This window comes from Labrys sp. KB_33_2 (assembly GCF_052114505.1).
In the GTDB taxonomy this organism is placed as follows: domain Bacteria; phylum Pseudomonadota; class Alphaproteobacteria; order Rhizobiales; family Labraceae; genus Labrys.
This window is the reverse complement of sequence record NZ_JBFREW010000008.1, coordinates 254,917-280,067: the sequence shown is the minus strand read 5'-3', so window position 1 is coordinate 280,067 and position 25,151 is coordinate 254,917. Positions and strand designations below refer to the sequence as shown.

Annotated in this window: 21 protein-coding genes; 9 read left to right on the top strand and 12 right to left on the bottom strand. The window is 65.4% G+C overall.

Going from position 1 to position 25,151, the window contains the following annotated elements; translation table 11 throughout:
• Position 1 precedes the first annotated feature (1 nt).
• From AB4037_RS16640 to AB4037_RS16630, 3 genes are all read right to left on the bottom strand, one after another.
• The gene (locus tag AB4037_RS16640; protein WP_441772262.1) at positions 2-292 is read right to left on the bottom strand and encodes a YciI family protein; all 291 of its coding nucleotides are present in this window, start codon (positions 290-292) and stop codon (positions 2-4) included.
• A 90-nt stretch (positions 293-382) separates the two neighbouring features.
• On the bottom strand, positions 383-931 hold the full coding sequence (locus AB4037_RS16635; RefSeq protein ID WP_441772261.1) for a cytochrome b: 549 nt from the start codon (positions 929-931) through the stop codon (positions 383-385).
• 13 nt (positions 932-944) lie between these two features.
• The gene (locus AB4037_RS16630; RefSeq protein ID WP_441772260.1) at positions 945-2,396 is read right to left on the bottom strand and encodes a helix-turn-helix domain-containing protein; all 1,452 of its coding nucleotides are present in this window, start codon (positions 2,394-2,396) and stop codon (positions 945-947) included.
• A gap of 88 nt (positions 2,397-2,484) precedes the next feature.
• Between AB4037_RS16630 and AB4037_RS16625 the strand changes: the two genes are divergently transcribed.
• Genes AB4037_RS16625 through scpA form a run of 3 tightly spaced genes read left to right on the top strand, consistent with a single transcriptional unit; the run spans position 2,485 to position 8,224 of the window.
• On the top strand, positions 2,485-4,017 hold the full coding sequence (locus AB4037_RS16625; RefSeq protein ID WP_441772259.1) for an acyl-CoA carboxylase subunit beta: 1,533 nt from the start codon (positions 2,485-2,487) through the stop codon (positions 4,015-4,017).
• Between the two features lie 29 nt (positions 4,018-4,046).
• The gene (locus AB4037_RS16620) at positions 4,047-6,050 is read left to right on the top strand and encodes an acetyl-CoA carboxylase biotin carboxylase subunit (protein WP_441772276.1); all 2,004 of its coding nucleotides are present in this window, start codon (positions 4,047-4,049) and stop codon (positions 6,048-6,050) included.
• An 8-nt stretch (positions 6,051-6,058) separates the two neighbouring features.
• Positions 6,059-8,224 (top strand): methylmalonyl-CoA mutase, encoded by a 2,166-nt coding sequence (gene scpA, locus AB4037_RS16615; RefSeq protein WP_441772258.1) that lies wholly within the window; start codon positions 6,059-6,061, stop codon positions 8,222-8,224.
• A gap of 202 nt (positions 8,225-8,426) precedes the next feature.
• Here the strand turns inward: scpA and AB4037_RS16610 are convergent, their stop codons facing one another.
• Positions 8,427-9,314, bottom strand: a complete 888-nt coding sequence (locus AB4037_RS16610) for a bifunctional 5,10-methylenetetrahydrofolate dehydrogenase/5,10-methenyltetrahydrofolate cyclohydrolase (RefSeq protein ID WP_441772257.1) — start codon at positions 9,312-9,314, stop codon at positions 8,427-8,429.
• A 408-nt stretch (positions 9,315-9,722) separates the two neighbouring features.
• Between AB4037_RS16610 and AB4037_RS16605 the strand changes: the two genes are divergently transcribed.
• Positions 9,723-13,028 (top strand): GH36-type glycosyl hydrolase domain-containing protein, encoded by a 3,306-nt coding sequence (locus AB4037_RS16605; RefSeq protein ID WP_441772256.1) that lies wholly within the window; start codon positions 9,723-9,725, stop codon positions 13,026-13,028.
• A 70-nt stretch (positions 13,029-13,098) separates the two neighbouring features.
• On the opposite strand, the gene AB4037_RS16600 is transcribed toward AB4037_RS16605, so the two are convergent.
• Entirely contained in the window at positions 13,099-13,410 is a 312-nt protein-coding gene (locus AB4037_RS16600; protein ID WP_434958824.1) for a hypothetical protein, read from the bottom strand.
• A 28-nt stretch (positions 13,411-13,438) separates the two neighbouring features.
• Positions 13,439-13,660 (bottom strand): SlyX family protein, encoded by a 222-nt coding sequence (locus AB4037_RS16595; RefSeq protein WP_322434554.1) that lies wholly within the window; start codon positions 13,658-13,660, stop codon positions 13,439-13,441.
• 95 nt (positions 13,661-13,755) lie between these two features.
• Here AB4037_RS16595 and AB4037_RS16590 point away from each other — a divergent pair, with 95 nt between their 5' ends.
• Positions 13,756-14,550 (top strand): restriction endonuclease, encoded by a 795-nt coding sequence (locus tag AB4037_RS16590; protein WP_434958825.1) that lies wholly within the window; start codon positions 13,756-13,758, stop codon positions 14,548-14,550.
• 13 nt (positions 14,551-14,563) lie between these two features.
• Here the strand turns inward: AB4037_RS16590 and AB4037_RS16585 are convergent, their stop codons facing one another.
• The 3 genes from AB4037_RS16585 to AB4037_RS16575 form a co-directional block, all read right to left on the bottom strand.
• Positions 14,564-15,541 (bottom strand): C45 family autoproteolytic acyltransferase/hydolase, encoded by a 978-nt coding sequence (locus tag AB4037_RS16585; RefSeq protein ID WP_441772255.1) that lies wholly within the window; start codon positions 15,539-15,541, stop codon positions 14,564-14,566.
• A gap of 48 nt (positions 15,542-15,589) precedes the next feature.
• Positions 15,590-17,041, bottom strand: a complete 1,452-nt coding sequence (locus AB4037_RS16580) for a biotin carboxylase (RefSeq protein WP_441772254.1) — start codon at positions 17,039-17,041, stop codon at positions 15,590-15,592.
• 416 nt (positions 17,042-17,457) lie between these two features.
• Positions 17,458-18,453 carry an AraC family transcriptional regulator gene (locus AB4037_RS16575; RefSeq protein WP_434958828.1) on the bottom strand — a complete coding sequence of 332 codons (996 nt, stop codon included), beginning with the start codon at positions 18,451-18,453 and terminating at the stop codon, positions 17,458-17,460.
• Positions 18,454-18,715: 262 nt separating this feature from the next.
• Between AB4037_RS16575 and AB4037_RS16570 the strand changes: the two genes are divergently transcribed.
• Positions 18,716-19,912, top strand: a complete 1,197-nt coding sequence (locus AB4037_RS16570; protein WP_441772275.1) for an MFS transporter — start codon at positions 18,716-18,718, stop codon at positions 19,910-19,912.
• A 55-nt stretch (positions 19,913-19,967) separates the two neighbouring features.
• Here the strand turns inward: AB4037_RS16570 and AB4037_RS16565 are convergent, their stop codons facing one another.
• Positions 19,968-21,059: a citrate synthase/methylcitrate synthase gene (locus AB4037_RS16565; protein ID WP_434958830.1), complete on the bottom strand. Its 1,092-nt coding sequence runs from the start codon at positions 21,057-21,059 to the stop codon at positions 19,968-19,970.
• Between the two features lie 105 nt (positions 21,060-21,164).
• On the opposite strand from AB4037_RS16565, the gene AB4037_RS16560 reads away from it, so the two are divergent.
• Together AB4037_RS16560 and AB4037_RS16555 are read left to right on the top strand one after the other, a co-directional pair.
• Complete coding sequence (locus AB4037_RS16560; RefSeq protein ID WP_441772253.1) at positions 21,165-22,340, top strand: citrate synthase; 1,176 nt, start codon at positions 21,165-21,167, stop codon at positions 22,338-22,340.
• 179 nt (positions 22,341-22,519) lie between these two features.
• Positions 22,520-23,389, top strand: coding sequence for a hypothetical protein (locus tag AB4037_RS16555; RefSeq protein WP_441772252.1), 870 nt, complete (start codon positions 22,520-22,522; stop codon positions 23,387-23,389).
• Between the two features lie 36 nt (positions 23,390-23,425).
• Here the strand turns inward: AB4037_RS16555 and AB4037_RS16550 are convergent, their stop codons facing one another.
• Together AB4037_RS16550 and AB4037_RS16545 are read right to left on the bottom strand one after the other, a co-directional pair.
• Positions 23,426-23,860, bottom strand: coding sequence for a GNAT family N-acetyltransferase (locus AB4037_RS16550; RefSeq protein WP_441772251.1), 435 nt, complete (start codon positions 23,858-23,860; stop codon positions 23,426-23,428).
• Between the two features lie 104 nt (positions 23,861-23,964).
• On the bottom strand, positions 23,965-24,204 hold the full coding sequence (locus AB4037_RS16545) for a hypothetical protein (protein WP_441772250.1): 240 nt from the start codon (positions 24,202-24,204) through the stop codon (positions 23,965-23,967).
• Between the two features lie 214 nt (positions 24,205-24,418).
• Here AB4037_RS16545 and AB4037_RS16540 point away from each other — a divergent pair, with 214 nt between their 5' ends.
• Positions 24,419-24,853: an NUDIX hydrolase gene (locus AB4037_RS16540; RefSeq protein WP_441772249.1), complete on the top strand. Its 435-nt coding sequence runs from the start codon at positions 24,419-24,421 to the stop codon at positions 24,851-24,853.
• Positions 24,854-25,151: the final 298 nt, after the last annotated feature.

The window sequence follows — 25,151 nt, the reverse complement described above, 5'->3', positions numbered from 1 at the left end:
ATCAGAGGCCGGCCGGGGGCTTGATGCCCCAGCGCCAGCGACGGATGCTCGTCGAGGCGAACAGGCCGGCCCTGGTATAGGGGTCGTTTGATGCGAAGGTCCGGGCCTCGGCCTCGGTGGGGAAGTCCACGATCAGGAGCGAACCCACCATCTTGTCCGTTTCATCCAGGAACGGGCCGGCGCCGAGGATGTGGGCGTCCTGCGTCTTCAGATAATCGAGGTGAGCCGGGCGGGTCGCCTGCCTGAGTTCGAGACCATTGGGAATGTCTTCGCATTGGATGACGAATAGCATGGCGGCGCCTTTCCTGATGTCGGTTGTCCTCGCGTAGCGATTTCGCGAGACGATGTCGAGAGGCAAGCCAGGCCCGATTCCGGCTGGCGCCTACGCTTCCCGATCGGCATCGCCACGACCGCGTCCATGCAGCATGCCGCCAAGGACTCCGTCACGCAGCACGACCGCGTGGAACAAGGCCGCCAGCACATGGACGACGACGAGGGCGACGAGCGCCCAGGTCAGCATGGCATGCAGGCTCAACATCGTGCGCGGCGACAAGCCCTCCAGCCCCGTCAATACAGGCATGGGCAGCAGGCCGAAGGCGAGCGGCGGCGGCATGAATGGCGCCGGGCGATAGCCGAGCCAGCCCGTAAGCGGCACGAGCAGGAGCAAGGCGTAGAGAGCGCTGTGAGCGAGAGCTGCAACGATCGCAGCAAACGGGGAACGGACGCGCCGTGGTGCGCGGTCGAGTATCCGGGAACCGAGGCGGAGCGAGGTCAACGCCAGGATGGCCAGGCCCAGTGACAGATGGGTGGTCAGCCAGACATTGCCCGCCATCGCCATGCCGCCGAGGAGGAAGAGGCCGATGATCCATTGCGCGGTGATCGCGATCGCCGTGATCCAGTGGAACAGCCGGGCCCTCAGGCTCCACCCCATCGCCGCCTCCAGCCTAGACGATACGATAGGGCACGATTTCGCGCCGGTCGTGGTTCACCGACAGATGCGCCTTCAGGGGCGGCACGGCGCGCTGATGGCAGTGCTGGCGCTCGCAGATGCGGCAGGAAATGCCGATCGGATCGAAACCCGCGCGGTTAGAAAGATCAAGGCCGTCGGCATAGACGAAATCCCTGGCGTAGGCGATCTCGCAGCCCAGCGTGATGGCGTAGCGCCGCTGGGCTGCGTTGAAGCCGCCACCGCCCTTGGCGATCTCGGTGGCGACGCTGAGATAGCGCTCGCCGTCCGGCGTTTCGGCGAGCTGGCGGATGATGCGGCCCGGCGCCTCGAAGGCCTGGTGCACGTTCCAGAGCGGGCAGGCGGAACCGAAGCGGGCGAATTGCAGCTTGGCCGCGCTATGGCGTTTGGTGATGTTGCCGGCCCGGTCGATGCGCGCGAAGAACACCGGCACGCCCTTGGAGCCCGGCCGCTGCAGAGTGGAGAGACGATGGGCCACCTGTTCGAGACTGGCGCCGAAACGCGCCGCGAGCAGTTCGAGGTCGTGGCGCAGCTCCCGCGCCGCGGTGAGGAAAGCCCGGTAGGGCAGGGTCAGCGCGCCGGCGACATAATTGGTGAGGCCGATGCGGGCGATCTCCACCGCCTCGGTGCTGCGCCAGTCGGCCCCGGCCAGGATGGCGGCGATCTCGGTTTCCGCCTCCAGCGCGGCAATCTGGAAAGCGAGCTGGAAATGCCGGGTGGCGGCAGGGGAATAGGGGTGCAGGCGCAGCACCCGCGCCTCCTTGTCGAAGCCGCGGATGATGCCCTCCTCGGCCGGCGCCTGCATCACCCTGACCCGGTGGCGGCTTTCAAGATAAGCGGTCAGGGCAGCGCCGGGCTCGCGGCGGGGCAGGCCCAGGCGCTCGGCCAGGGCTTCGGCGGCGGTGTCGAGCTCATGCACGTAATTGTCGAGGAAGTGGAAGAAATCCCGCACTTCCTCATAGGGCGTCGGCTCCGACAGGCCTCCCGCCAGCCGCCCGTCCAGGCTCGCCAATTGCTCGGAATTGCGCCTGTAGGCCTGATGCGCGGTGATCAGGGCATGGGCGAAGCCCGGCGCGTTCTGGGTGACCAGCTTCAGTTCCTGCAGGCTCGGCGCCAGGGCATCGAAGAGCGGATCGGCCAGGGCCTCGTTCAGGGCCGAGAGCAGGCGGTCACCGTCGCTCTGGGCAATGGTGGCGATGTCGACGTCGAAACGCTCGGCCAGCGCCAACAGCACCGCGGCCGAGAGCGGGCGCTGATTGTTCTCCATCTGGTTGAGATAGGAGGTTGAGATACCGAGCCGCTGGGCAAACGCCGCCTGCGTCGCGTGGGCGGCCTCGCGGATGGCCCTGAGGCGGGCGCCGATGAAGAGCTTGCCGGCCAAGTGGAAACCCTTGTTCGCAATTTTGCAATTTGCAACTCCAATTAGCATAAATCATGCATTCGCACTCTTTCAAGCAAGAACAAATAGCGGAGAAAAGCTAACAGGGCGGGATGTCAGTCCGTATGGAGCAAGCCCGATGCGCGCCGTCCTCGAACAGTTGGAAAGCCGCCGCGAGGAGGCGAGACTCGGCGGCGGCATCAGACGCATCGAGGCGCAGCACGCCAAGGGCAAGTTGACGGCTAGGGAACGCCTGGAAGTCCTGCTCGACGAGGGCTCCTTCGAGGAGTTCGACATGTATGTCACCCACCGCGCCGTGGATTTCGGCATGGCAGCCCAGAAGGTCGCAGGCGATGGCGTGGTCACCGGCTGGGGCACCATCAACGGCCGCCTCGTCTATGTGTTCAGCCAGGATTTCACCGTGCTCGGCGGCTCGCTGTCCGAGACCCATGCCCAGAAGATTTGCAAGATCATGGACATGGCCCTGCGCAACGGCGCGCCCGTGATCGGCCTCAACGATTCCGGCGGCGCCCGCATCCAGGAAGGCGTCGCCTCGCTGGCCGGCTATGCCGACGTCTTCAAGCGCAATGTCGAGGCCTCCGGCGTGGTGCCGCAGATCTCGGTGATCATGGGTCCCTGCGCCGGCGGCGCCGTCTATTCGCCGGCGATGACCGACTTCATCTTCATGGTGCGCGACACCTCCTACATGTTCGTCACCGGCCCCGACGTGGTCAAGACGGTCACCAACGAGGTCGTCAGCGCCGAGGAACTGGGCGGCGCCCGCACCCACACCCAAAAATCCTCGGTGGCGGATGGTGCCTTCGACAACGATGTCGAAGCGCTCGAAGAAATCCGGCGCCTGTTCGACTTCCTACCGCTCAACAACCGGGACAAGCCGCCGGTGCGGCCCTTCCACGACGATCCGTCGCGACTGGAGATGCGTCTGGACACCCTGGTGCCCGATAGCTCCACCAAGCCCTATGACATGAAGGAGCTGATCCTGGCCGTCGCCGACGAAGGCGACTTCTTCGAGGTCGGCGAGGCCTTCGCCCGCAATCTCGTCACCGGTTTCATCCGGATCGAGGGTCAGACCGTCGGCGTGGTCGCCAACCAGCCGCTGGTGCTGGCCGGCTGCCTCGACATCGATTCATCGCGCAAGGGCGCACGCTTCGTGCGCTTCTGCGACGCCTTCTCCATCCCCATCCTGACCCTGGTCGACGTACCCGGCTTCCTGCCAGGCACCGGCCAGGAATATGGCGGGGTGATCAAGCACGGCGCCAAGCTGCTCTTCGCCTATTCGCAGGCCACCGTGCCGATGGTGACGCTGATCACGCGCAAGGCCTATGGCGGCGCCTATGACGTCATGGCCTCCAAGCATATCGGCGCCGACGTCAACTATGCCTGGCCGACAGCCGAGATCGCGGTGATGGGCGCCAAGGGCGCGGCCGAGATCCTGCACCGTGCCGAACTCGGCGATGCCGAGAAGATCGCCGAGCGTGCCCGGGATTACGAGGCCCGCTTCGCCAACCCCTTCATCGCGGCCGAACGCGGCTTCATCGACGAGGTGATCCTGCCGCACACCTCGCGCAAGCGCATCGCCCGCGCCTTCGCGGCGCTGCGCCGCAAGGCGGCCGAGACGCGCTGGCGCAAGCACGACACCATGCCGCTGTGAGGATCGACACCGTGACGAAGCCCACCACCCTGTTCAAGAAGATCCTCATCGCCAATCGCGGCGAGATCGCCTGCCGGGTCATCCGCACCGCCCGCAAGCTCGGCATCGCCACCGTCGCCGTCTATTCCGACGCCGACCGCGACGCGGTGCATGTGCGCGAGGCCGACGAGGCCGTGCGCATCGGCCCGCCGCCCTCTTCCCATTCCTATCTCAAGATCGACGCCATCCTCGCCGCTGTCCACGAGGCGGGCGCCGATGCGGTGCATCCAGGCTATGGCTTCCTGTCGGAGAATGCCGCCTTCGCCAAGGCACTCGCCGAGGCGGGCGTCGCCTTCATCGGCCCACCGCCCAAGGCGATCGAGGCGATGGGCGACAAGATCACCTCCAAGAAGCTGGCGGCCGAAGCCGGCGTGTCGACGGTACCAGGCCATATGGGCCTGATCGAGGATGCGGGCGAAGCCGCCCGTATCGCCGCCGAGATCGGCTATCCCGTGATGATCAAGGCCTCGGCCGGCGGCGGCGGCAAGGGCATGCGCATCGCCTGGAACGACGCCGAGGCCCGCGAGGGCTTCCGCGCCTCACGCTCGGAGGCCAAGTCCTCCTTCGGCGACGACCGCATCTTCGTCGAAAAATTCGTCACCGAGCCGCGCCATATCGAGATCCAGGTGCTGGGCGACCAGCACGGCAATTTGATCTATCTGGGCGAGCGCGAATGCTCGATCCAGCGCCGCAACCAGAAGGTCATCGAGGAAGCACCCTCCTCCTTCCTCGACGAGGCGACAAGGCGCGCCATGGGTGAGCAGGCCGTGGCCCTCTCCCGGGCCGTCGGCTACCACTCCGCCGGCACGGTGGAGTTCATCGTCGACAAGGACCGCAATTTCTACTTCCTGGAGATGAACACCCGCCTGCAGGTCGAGCATCCGGTGACGGAGCTGGTCACCGGCCTCGATCTGGTCGAAGCGATGATCCGCGTCGCCGCCGGCGAACGCCTGCCCCTCACCCAGGACGAGGTCCGCCTCACCGGCTGGGCCATGGAAGCGCGCGTCTATGCCGAGGATCCCTACCGCAACTTCCTGCCCTCGATCGGGCGGCTGAGCCGCTATCGTCCGCCGGCCGAGGGGCCGGATGGCGAGGGTGGCCTGGTGCGGGTGGATGCCGGCGTGCAGGAAGGCGGCGAGATCTCGATCCATTACGATCCGATGATCGCCAAGCTATGCACCTATGCGCCGACCCGCCTGGAGGCGATCGACGCCCTCGCCCGCGCCCTCGACCAGTTCGAGCTGGAGGGCATCGGCCACAATCTGCCCTTCCTGGCGGCTCTGGCTGATCACGAGCGTTTCCGCGCCGGAAAGCTGACTACGGCCTTCATCGCCGAGGAATACCAGGGCGGCTTTACCGGTGTGGAGCCTGGAGACACCGACCTGCCGCGCCTGGCGGCCGTGGCCGCGGTGATCAGCCATATCCGCCAGCACCGCGACAGCGCCATCTCCGGCGCCATGGACAATCACCGCCGCGCCATCGGCCGCGACTTCGTCGCCACCCTGGCAGGCCATGCCCTGCCCTTCACCATCGATGCCGTCGACGGCGGCTATCATGTCGTCTTCGCCGACGGCTCGCTGCTCGCCGTCACCAGCCGCTGGACGCCCGGCCAGGCCCTCGGCCATTTCAGCGTCGGTGGCGAGGCCATGGCCGTGAAGGTTGGCGTCACCGCCGGCGGACTGCGCCTGCGCTGGCATGGCCGCGACGTCCTGGTGCAGGTGCGCAGCCCCCGCGTTGCCGCGCTCGCCCGCCTGATGCGCGAGAAAATTCCGCCCGATACCTCCAAGCTCCTGCTCTGCCCGATGCCCGGCGTGGTCGCCGCCATTACCGTCAGTGAGGGCGAAGCGGTGGAGGCCGGCCAGGCGCTCGCCACCATCGAGGCGATGAAGATGGAGAATGTGCTGCGCGCCGAAAAGGCTGGCACGATCAGCCGCATCGCCGTGACTGAGGGCGCCAGTCTCGCCGTCGACGAACTCATCCTCGAATTCGAATGAGGTCCGTAATGTCCGCACCTGTCACCGATACGCCCCTCGAAAACTGGCGTGCTTTGGCCAGGAAGGAGGTCAAGGCCGATCCGGACAGCCTGACCTGGCAGACCCCGGAAGGCATCGCGGTCAAGCCGCTTTATACCGAGGCCGATCTCGCCGGCGTCACCCATCTCGGTTCCCTGCCCGGCCAGCAGCCTTTTCTGCGCGGCCCGCGCGCCACCATGTATGCTGGCCGGCCCTGGACCATCCGCCAATATGCCGGCTTCTCCACGGCGGAAGCCTCCAACGCCTTCTACCGCAAGGCGCTCGCCGCCGGACAAAAGGGCCTTTCCGTCGCCTTCGATCTCGCCACCCATCGCGGCTACGATTCCGACCATCCGCGCGTGGAAGGCGATGTCGGCAAGGCCGGCGTCGCCATCGACAGCGTCGAGGACATGAAGATCCTGTTCGACGCCATCCCGCTCGAAGAGATGTCGGTCTCCATGACCATGAACGGGGCGGTGCTACCGGTGCTGGCCTTCTTCGTCGTGGCTGGCGAGGAACAAGGCGTATCGCGCGCAAAATTATCGGGCACGATCCAGAACGACATCCTCAAGGAATTCATCACCCGCAACACCTATATCTACCCGCCAGCCGCCTCGATGCGCATCGTCGCCGACATCATCGCCTACACCGCCAGGGAGATGCCGCGCTTCAACTCGATCTCGATCTCCGGCTATCACATGCAGGAGGCGGGGGCGACTTTGGTGCAGGAACTCGCCTTCACGCTGGCGGATGGCCGCGACTATGTGCGGGCGGCGCTGGCCAAGGGGCTCGACGTCGACGCCTTTGCCGGACGGCTCTCCTTCTTCTTCGCTATCGGCATGAACTTCTTCATGGAAGTCGCCAAGCTGCGCGCAGCCCGCCTCCTGTGGTCGCGCATCATGACCGAGTTCGGCCCCAAGGATCCGCAATCGCTGATGCTGCGTACTCATTGCCAGACTTCCGGCGTGTCGCTGGCCGAGCGCGATCCCTACAACAACATCGTGCGCACGGCCTATGAGGCGATGGCGGCGGCCCTCGGCGGCACACAATCGCTGCACACCAACTCCTTCGACGAGGCGATCGCGCTGCCGACGGAATTCTCGGCCCGTATCGCCCGCAATACCCAGTTGATCCTGCAGCACGAGACGGGCGTGACCAGGGTGGTCGATCCCCTGGCCGGTTCCTATTACCTCGAAAGCCTCACCCATGACCTTGCCACCCAGGCCTGGGCGCTGATTGAGGAGGTCGAAGCGATGGGCGGCATGACGGCGGCGGTGGCGGCCGGCCTACCCAAGCGTTTGATCGAGGAAGCCGCGACGAAGCGGCAGGCGGCGGTGGACCGCGGCGACGAGGTGGTTGTTGGCGTCAACCGCTATCAGCTCGAGGACGAGCCTGCGATCGACAGCCTCGACATCGACAATCATGCCGTGCGCGCGGCGCAGATCCGACGCCTGGCGGATGTCAGGCGCCGGCGCGACCCGCAGGCGGTGGCCAGGGCCCTTGCCGCGCTCACCGAAGTGGCGCGCAGCGGGACAGGCAATCTCCTGGAGGCGGCCGTCCAGGCCGCTCGCCACCGCGCCACGGTGGGCGAGATCTCCGACGCGCTCAGGGTCGAATTCGGGGACCACAGCGCCCGTCCCAAGGTGGTGGCGGACATTTATCGCCCTGCTTTCGGCGAGGGGCCGGAAGTGGAGATTCTCGCCGGCCGCATCGCCGCCTTCACGGCGCAGCGCGGCGCCAAGCCGCGCATCCTCGTGGCCAAGCTCGGTCAGGACGGCCATGACCGCGGCGCCCGGGTCGTCGCCTCGGCCTTCACCGACATGGGTTTCGAGGTGGTCGCCGGCCCGCTGTTCCAGACCCCGGACGAGGCTGTCGACCTAGCCCTCGCCGAAAAGGTCGACGTCGTCGGCGTCTCCTCGCTCGCAGCCGGTCACAAGACGCTGCTGCCCCAGTTGATCGAAAAGCTGAAGGCGCGCGGCCGGGCCGATATCGCCGTGGTCTGTGGCGGCGTCATTCCGCGCCAGGACTATGATTTCCTGCGCGAGGCTGGGGTTTCAGCTGTGTTCGGCCCGGGCACGCCGGTCCTCGACGCGGCGCGCACCGTGCTCGATCTTCTGGAAGGGCGGTTGAGCAACGAGGCCCGGCGGCAGGGGTGAAGGACACTCACAAGAGCAAGTGAAGGATTGGACGAGAGACAGCGGTTTCCAATATGACACGGCGCTTGTGTCCCCTCGCCCCGCTTGCGGGGAGAGGATAGAGGTGAGGGGCTGTGCAAAGCTCTGTTTGTTACCGCTGCGCTGCCCCTCATCCTTACCTTCTCCCCGTGAGAACGGGGAGAAGGAGCGGCTGGTGTCGCGCCTACCCCTTCACCCGCGCTTCGGCGGCCACGATGGTGTTGTGCAGCAGGCAGGCCACCGTCATCTTGCCGACGCCGCCGGGAACCGGGGTGATGTAGGAAGCCTTGCCCATGGCTTCCTTGGTGGCGACGTCGCCGACGATGCGGCCCTTGCCATCCTCGGTGGGCACGCGGTTGATGCCGACATCGATGACCACGGCGCCATCCGTGATCCAGTCGCCCTTGACCATCTCGGGCCGGCCGACGGCGGCGACCAAGATGTCCGCCTCACGGCAGACGGCGGGCAGGTCCTTGGTGCGCGAATGGGCGATGGTGACGGTGCAGTCATAGGCGAGCAACAACTGCGCCATCGGCTTGCCGACGATGTTGGAGCGGCCGACGACCACCGCCTTCTTGCCGGAAAGCCCTTCCTTGCCCACGGTGTCGAGCAGCATCAGCAGCGAACCGAGCGGGGTGCAGGGGATCAGCATCGCTTCCGGGTCGATTTTGGACGCGGTGAACAGTTTGCCGACATTCATCGGGTGGAAGCCGTCGACATCCTTGGCCGGATGGATGGCATCGATCATCATCTGGCCATCGAGATGGTCGGGCAGCGGCAACTGCACCAGGATGCCGTCGACGCCCGCATCGGCATTGAGGCCCGCGATCACGCCGAGCAGCTCTTCCTTGGAGACGGTTTCGGGTAATTCGATCAGCCGGCCGTCGATCGCCGTCTCATGCGCCATCTTGGCCTTGGTGTTCACATAGGCCCGGCTTGCCGGATTGTTGCCGACGATCACCACGTCGAGGCGCGGCTTGCGCCCATGAGCGGCGGCAAAGGCCTCCGCGCGAACCTTGGTGCGGGCGCGGACATTGGCCGCATGGACGTTGCCGTCGATCAATTCGGTCATGGCGAGCTTTCGATGGTTTACGGACAGTGGAATTTCTTTCTTCAGAATAAATTATAGCGCAGCGGCGCCTTCTGCAACAAGTCCATCTCGTCCTGTTCTGTCTTGTTTTTCCCTCAGATGAACGGGCGATTTGGAAAGGCAGGATGCGGAAGAGACGTCCGCGCTCTCAGCCGTGGCGGTTCATGCTCGAACCCAACCAAWGTCGCGCTGGAAGCGGCGCGGCTGGGAGCGCGGACATCTCTTCCGCAACTTGGAACCGCAACATCTACTGGAGAGGTAGACGCTCGCGCGCCTGGAACCGTTGACAGGGCCCGCTTTTGCCTTCCGAGTAGCGTCCTGACAAGGTCGACCAATGCCCCTGCGATTCGCAGGCCTCTGCATCGGTCTGCCAGCTTGAGGAGACAGGCCATGGCGGATGGCAGCACGCGCCAATTTACAATCCCGCGCGAAAAGGATCTCCAGCTCAGGACCATCCGAAACACCGGCGGCCTCAGCGTCTCCTTCCTGGAGAACGGCACGGTCTTCGCCATCGAGCATGACGACGGCAAGGACCGGGTCACGCTCAACCAGGTGCTGGGATCGCCTATCCATGGCGGCATCAGCCGGCTTTATCTGCGCGCCGGCGGCGCAAGCCCCATCGTGCAGGAACTGGTCGGCCCCGGTGCCAAGGGCCGATTCGCGGCTGGTGGTTCCAGCGCGGTCTGGCAGGGCGAAGCCGGCAGCATCGCCTATCGGGTGAGGCTTGCCCTCCATCCCGGCGAGGCGCTCTGGTTCTGGCAAATCGAGCTGTCGGGCGCAGGTGCGGCGCAGCCCTGCGATCTCGTCCTTATCCAGGATGTCGGCCTGGGCAGCCGCGGCTTCCTGATGAACAGCGAAGCCTATGTCTCGCAATATCTCGATCACCATGTCGAAAAGCACGAGGCTCTCGGCCCGGTGCTGATGAGCCGGCAGAACCTGTCACAAGGCGGCAAGTTCCCCTGGCTGGCGCAAGGCTGCACCAGCGGTGCGGTGGCCTTTGCCACCGACGCGATCCAGGTCCTCGGCCCGGATTATCGCATCACCGGCGTGTTCGACGCGGCTTTCGGCACCGACCTGCCCTCGCAGCGCCGCCAGCACGAGGTCGGCTGCATCGCCCTGCAATCCCGGCCCGTCAGCATCGGGCAAGGCCCGAAAGCTGACATTACCTTCTTCGGATTGTTTACGCCAAACCACCCTGCCGCTTCCGGTCCAGCCGATCTACCGGCGGCCGTCGCCGCTGCCGGCCGGGCCGGCGAAACCGGCACGGACGCGCCGTCTCCGGCCGATCCGGCACGCAGCCTGGTGCAGGATGCCGCCCCGCTGCCGGTGCTCCCGCTTGAAGCCGGAGACCTCGCGGCGCGCTACCCCGAGCGCCTGGCGGAGGAAGTGCAGAACGGCGCCCTGCTATCCTTCTTCGTGCCGGATGGCGGGCAGAACCGGCATGTCGTGCTCGCAGCCAAGGAAGCACAGGTGCCACGCCGCCACGGCGCCCTGCTACGCAGCGGCACCAGCATGCGGCTCGATGATGCGACCCTGTGCTCCACCGCCTGGATGCATGGCGTGTTCGGAGCGCAGCTCACCATCGGCAACACCTCCTTTCACAAGCTGTTCTCGGTCTCGCGCGATCCCTACAACATCACGCGCGGCAGCGGCCTGCGCATCCTGATGGACGCCGGCGACGGCTGGAAGCTGCTGGGCGTGCCGAGCGCCTTCGACATCGGGCTCAACGACGCCAAATGGATCTATCGCCTGCCCGGACGCACAGTGACCGTGCATGCCGTTGCCGCCGGCGACGCGCCGACCATGCAATGGCGCGTCACCGTCGAGGGGGCTCCCTGCCGTTTCCTGGTGTTCGGCCATGTTGTGATGGGCGAGCGCGATTATGAACAGACCGGCACCATCACCATCGATGCCGCCGCCAAGCGCATCAGCCTCACGCCGGGCTCGGACTGGCTGTGGGGGCAGACCTACAAGGAAGCGGCCTATCACCTGGTCACCTCGACTCCTTCCGCCGTTGAGACCGTGGGCGGTGACGAGCTCCTCTATGTCGACGGCAAGGCGCGCGACGGCGCCTATGTCGCCCTGCGCTCGCATGCCACCAACGAACTCGTCTTCGCCGTCACCGGCTCGATGACATCGGCCGCCGAGGGCGAGAAGTTGGCCGACCGCTTTGCCGCCGGTCCGGATGCCGAGAGCCTGCTCGTCCCGGCACGACGGTTCTGGAGCCTTCTCACCCGCGACCTGCGCCTGGAGGGCACCGGCCCGGATGTCGAGGCGCAGGATCTGATGCTGCCCTGGCTCGCCCATGACGCCATGATGCACCTCACCGTGCCGCATGGCCTGGAACAATATACCGGCGCCGCCTGGGGCACCCGCGACGTCTGCCAGGGGCCGATCGAGCTGATGCTGGCCCTCGAGCACGATGCCGAGGTGCGCCACATCCTCCTCACTTTGTTCGGCGAGCAGTCGCAGTCGCGGGGGGACTGGCCACAATGGTTCATGCTCGATCCCTACCCCTATATAAGGGCGGGCGACAGCCATGGTGACGTCATCGTCTGGCCGCTGAAAGCGTTGTGCGATTATGTGGAAGCCACCGGCGACCTCACCGTGCTCGACGCCGAGACACCCTGGCGCGACGACAAGAACGCGGCGACTCCAACACGGTCGACGCTCTCGAGCCATGTCGACAAGCTCCTCGAAACCGTCACGGCCAGCTTCATCCCCGGCACGCATCTGGTGCGCTATGGCGAAGGCGACTGGAACGATTCGCTCCAGCCCGCCGATCCGCATCTGCGCGACTGGATGGTGTCGAGCTGGACGGTGGCGCTGCTCTACGAACAGGTCGTGCGCTATTCTTCCATCCTCAAGCGTCGGGGCGAGACGGCCCGCAGTGCCGAACTTTCCGATCTCGCCGCCCGGATGCGCGGCGATTTCAACCAGCATCTGATCCGCGACGGCGTGGTGGCCGGCTATGGCCTGTTCGATCACGCCATCTTCGGCGAGGCGGAAGCAGCGCCCGGTGAGACCGATATTGCGCCGGTCGACGCCAAATCGGGCGGCGTCGAGCTCTTGCTGCATCCCAGCGACACCAGGACGGGCCTGTCCTATTCGTTGATCTCGATGACGCAGCCCATCATCGGCGGCCTGTTCACGCAGACCCAAGCCCGCCACCACCTCAAGCTGATCGAGGAGCATCTGTTGCTACCGGACGGTGCCCATCTGATGGATCGGCCCGTCGTCTACAATGGCGGCCCGGAAAAGCTGTTCCGCCGCGCCGAATCGTCGTCCTTCTTCGGGCGAGAGATCGGCCTGATGTATGTGCATGCCCATCTGCGTTATTGCGAGGCTTTGGCAAAGCTCGGCGAGGCGCAGAAGGCCTGGGAAGGCCTTGCCCTGATCAATCCGATCGCCGTGACGCAGCATTTGCCCAATGCCTCGCTGCGCCAGCGCAACACCTATTTCTCTTCTTCCGACGCCGCCTTCCCCGATCGCTACGTCGCTAGTGCCGAATGGGGTCGCGTGCGAACAGGAACGATCGACGTCGATGGTGGCTGGCGCATCTATTCGAGCGGCCCCGGGCTATTCACCCGCGCCATCGTCGAGCAGGTGCTCGGCAAGCGCCGGCATTTCGGGGTGAGGGAAGAAAACCCACCGATGGTGGCAGGACTTGAGGGCAGCCGGTCGAACCTGGCGTAGAAGGTTCTTCCTGGGTGCACGCGCCACGTGTCCAAGAGCGGACGAGACGTCCGTACACCCGGAAGAACCCCTACTCTTCCTTCTTGCCCTGGCGCTTCTTGGTGCGGCGGCGCTGCTTGCGCAGCTCCGTGCTCTCGTGCATGCCGAAGGTGGAGGCAGGCTTTTTCTTGCGCAAGGCCGCTCTCTTCTCGGCTCGCGCCTTGTCCGACAGCAGCGCCTTCACCTGTTTGAGCTGCGCCTCGGTGAAGAAGACCTCGCGGCCCATGGCCGTGAAGAAGCCGTGCTGGCGTGCAACATTGGCCAGAGTCTTGGCTTCCACGCCCAGAAGGTGAGCAGCCTGAGCGAGCGATATCGGGGAGTTGGGTTGCGAAGGTTCGGTCACGATGGGTTCCGGCATGAATGCGTTGTGTTCAATAATGCGGCGGCGGCGGTTCGGGCAAACCGGCGAGATCGGCGCGTTGCTCGCTGATCTCGACGCGGTCCGAGAGCTGGGTGAGCAGACGGTTCAGCGCCTCGATCTGTTTCCATTGCGCGATAACAGCCTGGTTTAGATCCTCGATGGTCTCGTCCTGGAAGGCCACGCGCGTCTCCAGCGCGTCGACGCGGGCGCTGAGCGTTTCGATCTCGGTCATGGCAATTCCCGCTTTCGTCAATTCTCGCTTCGTCGTGCCGGACAGTACCGGCCTCATCCAACCTCTTGGCAAGATATTTGCGCTAGAACCAGCCCATGTTTCGGGGATTCGGCATATTTCGCGCGTCGGCATGGGTCAGCCTGACCAAATTCGCGATCGTTTTCATCGTCGCGATGAATCTGGCGCGTCTCGACCGCCTGACGGGCCTGGCCGCCGGCCTGGCCCTTGCCGCCCTCGTGCTGATCTGGTTGTTGACATGGTTCGGCTTTTTGCCCGTCGGCGGCGACAGCCCCGAATGGCGCCGCCTGATCCGCCGCCACGGCCCTGCCCTGACCAAGCGTTATCGCCAGCTCGTGCGCGTCAATGCCTATGGCGCCGAGGAGTTCGACAAATGGCGGGATGAATTGGTGCGCTTTCGCGCCTCCACCAAGCTCTCTCTCGACGAGAAGGAAATCGCCCGCTTCGACGCCCTTGCCACCCGCATGGTGGGCAAATGGGCGGCGGTGGAACCCGACGCCCGCATTCCCGACGCCATGGAAGAGATCTCGCCACAGGATTACGAGCATCTTTGCGCCGATCTCCTGCGCAAGGCGGGCTGGGAGGCCGAAGTGACAGGGCAGTCCGGCGATCAGGGCATCGATATCCTGGCGCAGCGCGACGGCACCACCGTCGCCCTGCAATGCAAGCTCTATTTCGGCAACCCCGTGGGCAACAAGGCCGTGCAGGAAGCCCATGCCGCCGCCGGCTTCACCGACGCCGACTATGCCGTGGTGGTCTCCAACCGGGATTTCACCAACTCGGCCGAACAACTCGCACGCAAGCTTGGCGTGCTCCTCGTCCATCACAGTGAATTGCCGGATCTCGAGGCCATGCTGCAGCCGGCGCGATGAGGCTTCTTTACCGTCAATCCGGATAGGACACCTCGAACTCGATCTGGCCGTAGTCCTGGAAGGTCCAGTGCCTTGCGGCCTGGCCGGGCCAGAGCAAGGTCACGGCCCCAGCGGCCGGGCGATAGCAGGCCGTGTAGACCGTGCCGAAGCCCAGCGCGTAACTCGTCGTCAGCAAGGGCGGCGTCAAGAAGGCCGCAGACAATCCTTCCCCGTCGAGCGCTGGGTTCGCCAGGATCTGCTCGAGGGCTGCCGCCCGCTCCAGGGTGCGCGAGAGGCGGCCATGCCTCGGCCATTCCACGCCGAGCTGGTGATTGGTGGTGAAGGCCTTGCCAGAGACGATCGCCGGCCGGTCGGGCGAGAGATAGACCGTCTCCCAACGGCCCTGGCGATCGAGCACCGTGACATTGTAGGCCATGTGGCAGGGAACCGAGCGCAGCGCCTCCACCGCCTGATGCGTGTCGGAGCAGACCTCCAGGAGATAGCGCACGATCATCGGCGCGCCGAAGCCCCTGCCGGCCACGGCCCGGCCTCCGAAGGTGAGCGAGACGACCAGGCCGGCATCGTTCATGCCGTCGGCGAGGCCGGATAGACCGTCCACCATGCCGATGACGTCCCGGCTGCGCCAGCGCGAGCGGAGCAGCGTGCCCTCGTTCAGCTCCGGTGCCAGATCGTAATTGCGCACCAGGATGGGACCGTGATCATCGACCAATACGGCCTGGCTGCAATGGACGAGATAACGCGGCGGGGTCCAGAAACTCAGGAAGCGGGCGACATCCTCGTCCGACGGCACCGCCGCCACCAGCCCGGACCACAGCCCCTCCATCTCCGGCATGAAGCGCCGCACGGCGCGCGTCGCATCGGTGAGGCTGGGTGCCTGCGCCCCACCCCGTTCCAGAAACCATTGTCGCCAGCCCGGCCAGCCGGCCTGGAACACCGCGTTCCAGGCCGGGCCAGGCCCCTGTTCCCGCAAGCTGCGGAACCCTACGTTCATTTCTTTCCACTCATGCCTTTCGGGCGCGTTCGGTCAGATCCACTTCCGCTAGATCCATTTGGCCGACGGCATGTCCACCGGCGGCACGATGGCGGTCATCGCGGACAGGGGCACCGACTCGAACTGCGCCTTGATGCCGGCGTTCCATTTCTTGGCACGCGCCAGCAGTTCCCGGGCGTCCGATTGCATCCGGCCTCGCGCCAGCAGACAGCCCATATCGGCGCCATGGTAGCAATATTCTCCCACGCCGTACACGCGCATGTAGAAGGCCTCGTTCTCGTCGCCGACGCTGGTCAGGTCGAGGGCGGAGCGCTGATAGGCGATCTCGCCGCGATCATTCATGCGCCAGATGCCCGACTGCGGCACCCGCGTGATCATCTCCACCTTATCCTCGGTCTGCTTGAGGATGAGTTGGGTCCAGTGGTCATATTCCTTCCAGCGGCTCTGCACAGCCTCGACGTCGAGGTCGTAATCGACATCGAGGAATTCGAGCAGGTGGAACAGGAAGAGCGGGCAGCCGCCATAGATGGTGGTGATCAGATTGGTCGGCGGCGAAGCGCCGGAGACGCGCGGATTGAGTTCGCCCAGATAGACCTCGTGCGTATCGGTATCGAGCAGGAAGTCGCAGCAGAACACGCCGCGATAGCCCTCCTCATAGAGCCGGTCGCCAAGCTTGCGTGCCATCTCGCGTACCCGATCGGGCGCATCGCCTGGCAGAATGGTCGGCGAGACGTCATTGCCGCACCAGCCGCCCTTATAGGGCGTGATCTCGGCAAAGCCGGTAATGTCGGTCATCACCGGGCCGACCAGCGTGCCGTGGCGGGTGCAGCAGCCTTCGATGGTGCCGGGAAGGTGATTGATGCGCTTCATCACCTTCAAGTCCTGGCCGATGATCTTGGCGGCGTATTTATCCCAGTCGGCCTGGCTCTTGACGAAGAAGGTGGTGCGCCCGCTGTCGCCATAGGGCGTCTGCACCACGAGGTCGCTGCCGAGACCCGCTGCAGCGGCCAGCACGCCGAGTTCTTCGTAGCTGCTGGCCAAGCCCATGGTGTTGGGGGCGCTGGCGACGCCCGCCTCATTGCCGAGCCGCGTCGTCTCGATCTTGGAATCGAGCCTCGTGCGCAAGGCGGCCTTCGGCAGGGCAACATCGACACCGGCTTCGGCGCAGAGTTCCTCGGTCTCCTCGTCGAACATCACGAAGATCGCCTTGCCACGCGGCTTCTTGCGGATACGAGCCCTGAAGGCAGGGTGCGCCACCAGATAGTTGGCAACGTCCTCCATCGACTTGAACTCGACCGGCCCGGTGCGCGGCGGCACGAAGACGCGCGGGTGCCTGCCGTCGAAAATGTCGAAATAATTGATGAACTCCAGGCCACCCACCCACTCATCGAGCCCGAGCAGGTTGAAGGGCGTCGGCGTGACGACATAGATCGGCGTCTCGTTCATGCGCAGGAAACGATAGATATCGCTCAGGCTGCGCAGCTTCTCACGTCCGCTCATGATGGGGATCCCATTCTCTGCAGGGTTTGCCGTTGTTGGAGGGCTTGTACGGCCAAAGAGGCGAAGCGCGGGGCTCGAAGAGCGCACCGTCGTCCCGTGGGTATCGGCGAGGGAAAACCGGCGAGGTGGAAACCAGGCGCTTGGCCCAGCCGCCCTTGTCGCACTCCAAAAGTGCCGCAGCATGCCTGCGACGGTTCAACCAGGCGACAACAGGCTCACCAGCCGGCATGAGGCTCCCTTCTATGGGGCGACGTCCTCTCCGCCAAATTTCTGACACACTTCCAGCAGGCCGGCAACCGGGCCAGCAATAGCCATAACGGATGATGGATTTCGGTCGAGACACATGAAGCCAGACTGCCTTCTCGTCTTGCAGAAGGAGAAAGCCACACTTTCATCGGTGTCGTCTTCTGCCGCCCTCAGGCTTGCGCGTGGGGGCCTTCCGTGCGCAAGGCACCCGGTGGCATGCCTGTCACGCGCTTGAAGGCGCGGCTGAAAGCAGCCTGCGAGGCATAGCCGAGGCGTTGGGCGGCCGTGTCGATCGACATGCGGTCGCGTCCGATCCATTCGGCTGCCAGGCGCATGCGCAACTCGGTGACGTAACGCAAAGGCGTCTGGCCTGTCACCGCCAGGAAACGCTCGGCGAAGACCGAACGCGAGGCGCCCATCTCCTGGGCCAGTTCCGCCACCGTCCAGTCCCGGCCGGGGTCGCGATGCATGGCGCCGATGGCACGGCTCAAGCGCGGATCGCGCAGCGCGTCCAGCCAACCGCCCACTTCTCCGCAGCCGCATTCCACCCAGCCGCGCACGATGGAAGCGGACACCACGTCGGCCAGCCGCGCCAGGATGCCTGCCGAGCCGACGCGCTCGGTGAGCACCTCACGCTCCATCGCCCGCAGCATCGGCTCGATTTCCGGCTGACGCTCCAGCAGCGTGCCGACCAGCATCACTTCCGGCATCTGGGCGACCAGCGGATGCATGCCGCCGAGATCGAACTCCATGCAACCGCTGAAGACATGGGCGTGCCGGCTCGGGCAGGTCTCCTCGGCACAGGCCGAGACGGCGCTGACGCTCTTGCAGAGCGGGATTGCCTCGTAGGTGCCGACATCCTGGCTCGGCAGGTCCGGTGCGGAAACGAGGTCGTGCTCTCCGCCACGCGGCAGCAGCACCGCATCGCCCGGCCCGAGGCTGTGCACCGCGCCGCTTGCCATGCGCAGATAGACCGTACCGCAGGCGACGAAATGGAACTGGGCCCGTCCCTCGACAGTGCCGAAATGAACGCCGAAAGGCGGCGCGGCATGCAGGCGCCGATATTGCACACCGTTGAGACGCATTCCGAGGAGCAATTCGCTCATCAGGTCTGCCGGCGGGTTATCGCGGCGCACGCGCTCAAGTCCGGACGAATGGTAAAGCATTCCGGATTTGATGACATGGATCGTCCGACATGTCCACCCTATGTTGCTGCAACGCGATAGCGTTTTGCGATTTGGCGGGACACCAAGAATTGCAAAATGCGTCAAACCAAAGAGTTTGGAGCAAATGAGCGTTTCCGCCTGAACGCGTTTTGCTCCAGGTCACTTCGACAGGACAAGACAGATGAGCGAAGCGTTGCAGACCGCCTCGACGCTTGATGCGATCGAGCCGGATCGCAGCCCGCACCGGGCTTTCAAGGACGATATGCCCGCGGCCGACGTGACGACCGCCCCAGGATCGCAGAACGCCCTGTGGGGCGCCGTGATCTCCATGATGCTCGGCGTGTTCGGCCTGGTCACGGCGGAATTCCTGCCGGCCAGCCTGCTGACGCCGATGGCCCGCGATCTCGGCGTGACCGAAGGCGTGGCCGGGCAGGCCGTCACCGCAACCGCCACGGTGGCCCTGATCACCAGTCTGCTCGTGGTGACGCTGACGCGGCGTCTCGACCGCCGTGTGGTGTTGCTGGCCTTCTCGATCCTGCTGATCGCTTCCAACCTGCTGGTCGCCTCCGCCTCGAGCCTGGCCTTCCTGATTCTCGGGCGGGTGCTGCTCGGCATCGCGCTCGGTGGCTTCTGGACCATGTCTGCCGCCACCGTGATGCGGCTGGTGCCGGAGGCGATGGTGCCGCGCGCCTTGTCGATCCTGTTCAGCGGTGTCTCGGCTGCAACCGTCTTCGCCGCTCCGGTCGGCAGCTATGTCGGAGACATAGCCGGCTGGCAGGCCGTCTTCATCATGGGGGCCGGCCTCGGCGTCCTCGCTTTGGTGGTGCAGTTCGCTACCCTTCCGCGCCTGGAGCCGCGCGGGCATGCCCGCCTGCGCACGCTGTGGGAGGTGCTGATGCGCCCGCAGATCGGCCTCGGCATGGTCGCGGTCACCCTGGTGTTCACCGGCCATTTCGCCTTCTTCACCTATATCCGGCCCTTCCTGGAAACGGTGACGGGGGTCGGCGTGAGCACGATGTCGGCGATCCTGCTCGGTTTCGGCATCGCCAACTTCCTCGGCACCTTCCTCGGCGGCTTCCTCCTCGAGCGCAGCCTCAGGTTGACCCTGGCCGCGATGCCCCTGGCGATGGGTGTGCTCGGCCTGATGCTCGCCGGCCTCGGCAGCGCTCCCCTGGCGGATACCGTGCTGATTGCCCTGTGGGGCCTCGCCTTCGGCGCAGTGCCGGTCGCCTGGACGGCCTGGATCACCCGCGCGGTGCCGGATGAAACCGAAAGCGGCACGGCGTTGATCGTGGCTGTGATCCAGCTTGCCATCGCCCTCGGCGCCGCCGGCGGCGGCACGATCTTCGACGTCAGCGGCGCGAGCGGCGTGTTCGTCGCAGCCGGCCTGGTTCTCCTGCTGGCCGTCCTGCTCATCCTGGCGGGCGTACGCTCGCGTCTGGCGACAGCGACAGCCTGAGGTCCAGCAAAGATTCGAAAGCGGGCTCCGGCACCGGAGCCCGCTTTCGTGCGTTTCAGGCGGCCTGGTCGGGCCGTGGGCCGACATAGCGGGACTGCGGCCGGATCAGCCGGCCATAGAGCACCTGCTCACGGGCATGGCCGATCCAGCCTACCACCCGCCCGGTGGCGAAGATACTGGTGAAACTCTCGCGCGGGAAGCCGAGCGCTTCGAGCAGCAACGCCGTATAGAACTCCACATTGATCTGAAGGGAGCGGTCCGGCTTGCGGCGGGCAAGAATGCTGGTCGCGGCCGCTTCGACATGCTCGGCCAAAGCGAGGCGACCCGTGTCGTTCTTGCCGGGCCCGAACAGCGCCGTAACGGCCCGCTTGAGCGCCTCGGCCCTCGGGTCGCGCACGCGGTAGATGCGATGGCCGAAGCCCATCAGCCTGTCGCCCCTGTCGAGAGCTGCCTCCAGCCACGCCTCGGCCGTCTGCGAAGCCGCGATGCCGTCGAGCATGTCGAGTACCGGGCCCGGCGCGCCACCATGCAAAGGGCCCTTCAGGGCACTGAGTGCCGCCAGTACCGCCGAGGTCAGGCCGGCCTGCGTCGAGGCGACGACCCGGGCGGTGAAGGTCGAGGCATTGAGGCCGTGGTCGCTGACCGTGACCAGATAGGTGTCGAGGGCAGCGGCCGCTTCCGGGCGAGGCACGGTGCCATGCAGCATGCGCAGCATGTCGCCGGCATGGCCGGCCTCCGGATCCGGCGCGATGGCCGCCTCACCCCGCTTGTGGCGGATGATGGCGGGGGTTAGCACGGCGGGCGCAGCAATCAGTCGGAGCGCCAGGGCAAGATCCTCACCGTCATCAAGGCGGGCCAGGGCCGCGCGCAGGGCATCGGTGGCCGGCAGGTTCTCGGCGGCGAGACCATCCGGGATCAGCGCCTCGAACACCTCGCGGCGGGCCTCGCCGAGACGGAACGCCAGTTCCTTCGGACCGGGCAGATCCTGGAAGAAGCCGTCCAGCAGGATGCCGACCAGTTCCTCATAGCCGACATGGCCGGCCAGATCGTCGAGCGAATGGCCGCGAATGACGAGCCGGCCGGCAAGGCCGTCCACGTCCGACATCACGGTCTCGGTGGCAATGACATCGTCCAATCCATTGTTCATCGCAATCTCCTCAATGAAACCTCGTATTGCGACAAGCATGCTGACGCTTTAGCATTGACGTCAATCTTGATAGATATCGTCAATATATCAGCCTGGTTTGCGCCGATGCCCTGGATCACCTCGCAAGAAGCTCTCGCCGTCCTCAAGGTCCAGCCGCAGACGCTCTATGCCAATGTCAGCCGCGGCAGGATCCGCACCAAACCGCATCCGCAGGATGTGCGGCGCAGCCTCTACCATGGCGAGGACGTCAAACGGCTGGCAGGACGCCATGCCGGGCGCCGCAGCGTCGCCGACGTCGCCACGCAGACCATCTCCTTCGGCGAGCCCGTGCTGGCCTCCGGCCTGTCGACGATATCGGACGGCCGCTTGTGGTATCGCGGCGAGGATGCCATCGGCCTTTCCGACCATGCCAGCCTCGAGGAGACCGCCAAGCTACTCTGGCAGGTCGGAAGGGTCGATCTTGCCTTCCCAGCCACGGTCAGGGGCATGCCGATCCCGGCCAACCCTTTCGAAGCCGCGCTGCTCGCTCTGGCGAGGCGGGCCAGCCACGACTTTCCCACCGGCGGGCGTTCGCATGCCGTGCTCTGCCGGGAAGCGGCGGGGCTGGTCGGCACCATGGCGGCGGCGATGCTCGGGGGCGGGGCCGATGGCGCCTTGCCGCTGCACCAGCGGGCGGCATTGGCCTGGCAGGCTCCCAATGCCGCCGACCTCATCCGGAGGGCTTTGGTGCTATTGGCCGATCACGAGCTGAACGCCTCGACCTTCGCCGCCCGCACGGCCGCATCGACGGGCGCTCCGCTGGCCGCCGGCCTGCTGGCAGGGCTGGGCACCCTTGCCGGACCGCTGCATGGCACGGCCGCCGTGAGCGTACAGGCCCTGGCCGAGACCGCCCGCCGGGTCGGCCCCCGGCGCGCCGTGCATGACTGGCTCTCCCGCGGCCATCGCCTGCCCGCTTTCAGCCACCCGCTCTATCCCAACGGGGATCCCCGGGCGGCCGCCCTGCTGGCCTGCTTCTCCTGCAGCGAGATCTATGAGGGCATCCGCGAGGCCGTGGCGGAGCACAGCGATGAACCACCGAATGTCGACTTCGCCCTCGCGGCCCTGGCCGACCATTACGGCCTGCCGGCGAGCGCCCCGTTCACGCTCTTCGCCCTCGCCCGATCCGTCGGCTGGATCGCCCATATGCTCGAGCAGACGGTCCGGGGCAGCCTGATCCGCCCGCGTGCGCATTATGACGGTCCGGCCTTGAAGACGGGCGTGCCCGGGCCGGAAGCAGATTGAACGGTCGGCCCTGACGACGCCAGCAACGGGGCGCGGCCTCTGTTTCGCATGGCACTGCATAGCGGCCCGCTCCATGCTTGCCTTCCTCCGGCGAACAGCAGGGTCAAATCGCGCGCCACCCGTGGGGCCGGCCGGGAAACTCTGCCTAGGCCCGACCTCACTCCATTGGAGAAAAGCGGATGCCCCGCCATCTCAAGCGTCGCCTCCTTCTGTCGTTCGCCTTGTTCCTCGGCCTCGCCCGCTTGGCCACCGCCGAGGAGATACCACTGATCGACGATCCCGAAGCCCAGGTCCGGCACTATGTCGATGCGCTGGCCCGGCAGGATTTCGACAGCGTAGCGAAGATTGGCTGCGGTGCGGACAACCCCACCGATTGCGAATTCGGGAAGAGCCTGCGCAATGCCCTGGCCCCGCTCAAGGGGCGCAAACTCACCGAAATCGGCAAGGTGCTCGACCTCTCTTTCCCGGAGGCCATCCGCGAGATCTATCTTTCAATGCGGGTCGACGATTACACACCGGTCTATCTGCGCTTTACCTATCGGATGAGCGATGCCGGTTGGCGCCATCGGGATTTTCGCTTTGCAACCGGCTCCGCGAGTGCGATCTTTCCGGCCTCCCTCCTCGAAGGCAGCCTGGTCGGCCTGACGGGCGCCAACCGGACCGGACCGGCCACGGCGGTCGACGAGACGAGCGAGAAGATCATGACCAGCATCGCCAGGCGGAACTACGACGGTGCCACAAATGCCGTCCGGCAGGTCATCCCCAATTCCGATGAGGGCATGAAACGCTCCGTCGACGGGCTCTTCGCCAATGTGAAGCAATATGATTTCAGCCACATCCGGAAGATCATCGACAGGGAAATGGATGGCATCCGGCAGCAATTCTACTACGCCGCGATCAGCGACAGAAAAACGATGTTCATCCGGCTGACCTATGCCAAGGCCAACGCACGCTGGTGGCTCCACGACATACAATTCTCCGGCGAAGGCAACGGCCTGATTCCGGCCGACATTCTGAAAGACAGCCTCGCGCTCCTGCCACTTCCTTGAGCCAAGTCCCGTACAGCCGAGCGGCGACGCCAAGCGTCAGCCGGGTGCAAAACGCTTTGAAACGCTTTCGTCTCCGGTGCGGTAATCGACGAAGCCAATACCGGCATAAAAGGCCCGGCCGCCCTCGTTCTCCTTGCGGATAGTGGCGTCAATGAAACGTACGCCCGCCGCCTTGGCGGCCTTCGCGGTCTCCAGGAACAAGGCGCGGCCAATGCCCCTGCCATGCGCCCCGGGTGCTACATAGGTTCCGATGACCGCCCAGTCCGCCGGCAGACGGTCCTCGCCCGGCCAGTCCGGATCGCACCATTCGAGGGCCTGGAACCCCAGGATCTGCGCATCATCGACCGCCACGAAACAGCAGATTCCGCGCTTGGCGGCGATGAACTCATCAAGGATGCGATGCTCGTCAAAGGGCCGGCGATGCGCCGTGGTTCCTCCGATCGCAATGATCTCGTTGATGAGTTGGGCCATCGGGCCGGCGTCCCGAGGAGACGCGATCCGGACATCCATGGGCATTGATAGCTCACTTTCGATTGAGTCTTCGTTCTCGAATCTTCGCTCTTGGCCTCCGCCGCTCAGGCCGGGTCCTTGAACTCGATTTCCGCCAAAGCGCGAAGCTCGGCCTCCTGACCTGGATAGGCGGCGGCCGGCAGATCCTGAAGCGTCAACCGCAAGCTCGCCATATGCAGCAGCTGCTGCTGCCTCGACGTGGGGTTCTGCAGGTCAAAGAGCGACGCGATCCTGTCGCGCAGCCAGCGGTCATGCTCGCTGGCGTCCCAGCCGCTATAGCGGAGCCATTCTTCCTTGGGATCCATTGGCGATCATCCTCACTCTGCAGGTCGGTATAAAAGGCAATCGGCATTCGATGGCGTCACTGGCGCGCATTTCGGATCTCGCACAGGGAATGGAACCCCACCATCGCCAGCGGGAGCAGCAGGCTTTCTTTCGATCGACATATGTTGCCAAAACAACAATCCAGGTCGAATATCTGACATAATATCCGCTCTTTTGCGCTATACTGACCAAGCCATGCCCAAGAAGGACAAAAAGAAGCGCCAGCCCGATATACGGCATCAAGTGGCTGCCCTTCCCGTGCGCGAACGGGATGGGCAGCTCGAAGTGTGCCTGATCACCACGCGCGAGACCAGCCGTTGGTCGATCCCGAAGGGATGGCCGATGAAAGGGCGCGATGATTGGGAAGCCGCGAGAATCGAGGCCGAACAGGAAGCCGGCCTGGTCGGAACGGTCGCCGAGGAACCCTGCGGCAGCTTCGTCTATTGGAAGCGCCGAGCCGAGCACTTCGATCTCGTCGAGGTCGCAGTGTACCCTTTGCATGTGAATGCGACATTGCCGACCTGGAAAGAAATCGGTCAGCGCCAGGTGCGGTGGGTCCTGCCGGCAGATGCGGCTCTCGTTGTCGAAGAGCCGGGATTATCGTCGTTGCTGCAGGGCGTGAAACCCTGAAACGCCTTGCAATTTGCCGGCGTTGATCACGTCTAGCTCTCATTTTGCCTGGCGCTTTTGCGCTTCCCCCCGCTATCGTCAAGCGGGCTGACGGGAAACGAGGTGGTATAGCGCGTCGCGACGGTGGCGTTCGAGGGCGTGGAGGCGCGCTGGGTCGACGTCCGGATCCAGATCATGGCGGGCTCGGTAATGACCTGCGCCTGGAAGGAAGCCTACGCATCACCACCACCGATACGCTGATGGCCTCCCTCCAGCCCTCGATATTGGCGGCCTTCCGGTAGCGCCATCCCGGCGTCCT

Bases quoted from the DNA above. Each gene is read 5' to 3' on its own strand.
- AB4037_RS16595 (WP_322434554.1), bottom strand. From the start codon at position 13,660: ATGACCGAGATCGAAACGCTCAGCGCCCGCGTCGACGCGCTGGAGACG.
- scpA (WP_441772258.1), top strand. From the start codon at position 6,059: ATGTCCGCACCTGTCACCGATACGCCCCTCGAAAACTGGCGTGCTTTG.
- AB4037_RS16640 (WP_441772262.1), bottom strand. From the start codon at position 292: ATGCTATTCGTCATCCAATGCGAAGACATTCCCAATGGTCTCGAACTC.
- AB4037_RS16570 (WP_441772275.1), top strand. From the start codon at position 18,716: ATGCCCGCGGCCGACGTGACGACCGCCCCAGGATCGCAGAACGCCCTG.
- AB4037_RS16550 (WP_441772251.1), bottom strand. From the start codon at position 23,860: ATGGCCCAACTCATCAACGAGATCATTGCGATCGGAGGAACCACGGCG.
- AB4037_RS16610 (WP_441772257.1), bottom strand. From the start codon at position 9,314: ATGACCGAATTGATCGACGGCAACGTCCATGCGGCCAATGTCCGCGCC.
- AB4037_RS16605 (WP_441772256.1), top strand. From the start codon at position 9,723: ATGGCGGATGGCAGCACGCGCCAATTTACAATCCCGCGCGAAAAGGAT.
- AB4037_RS16585 (WP_441772255.1), bottom strand. From the start codon at position 15,541: ATGAACGTAGGGTTCCGCAGCTTGCGGGAACAGGGGCCTGGCCCGGCC.
- AB4037_RS16630 (WP_441772260.1), bottom strand. From the start codon at position 2,396: ATGCTAATTGGAGTTGCAAATTGCAAAATTGCGAACAAGGGTTTCCAC.
- AB4037_RS16555 (WP_441772252.1), top strand. From the start codon at position 22,520: ATGCCCCGCCATCTCAAGCGTCGCCTCCTTCTGTCGTTCGCCTTGTTC.
- AB4037_RS16575 (WP_434958828.1), bottom strand. From the start codon at position 18,453: ATGCTTTACCATTCGTCCGGACTTGAGCGCGTGCGCCGCGATAACCCG.
- AB4037_RS16545 (WP_441772250.1), bottom strand. From the start codon at position 24,204: ATGGATCCCAAGGAAGAATGGCTCCGCTATAGCGGCTGGGACGCCAGC.
- AB4037_RS16625 (WP_441772259.1), top strand. From the start codon at position 2,485: ATGCGCGCCGTCCTCGAACAGTTGGAAAGCCGCCGCGAGGAGGCGAGA.
- AB4037_RS16540 (WP_441772249.1), top strand. From the start codon at position 24,419: ATGCCCAAGAAGGACAAAAAGAAGCGCCAGCCCGATATACGGCATCAA.
- AB4037_RS16580 (WP_441772254.1), bottom strand. From the start codon at position 17,041: ATGAGCGGACGTGAGAAGCTGCGCAGCCTGAGCGATATCTATCGTTTC.
- AB4037_RS16565 (WP_434958830.1), bottom strand. From the start codon at position 21,059: ATGAACAATGGATTGGACGATGTCATTGCCACCGAGACCGTGATGTCG.
- AB4037_RS16635 (WP_441772261.1), bottom strand. From the start codon at position 931: ATGGGGTGGAGCCTGAGGGCCCGGCTGTTCCACTGGATCACGGCGATC.
- AB4037_RS16560 (WP_441772253.1), top strand. From the start codon at position 21,165: ATGCCCTGGATCACCTCGCAAGAAGCTCTCGCCGTCCTCAAGGTCCAG.
- AB4037_RS16590 (WP_434958825.1), top strand. From the start codon at position 13,756: ATGTTTCGGGGATTCGGCATATTTCGCGCGTCGGCATGGGTCAGCCTG.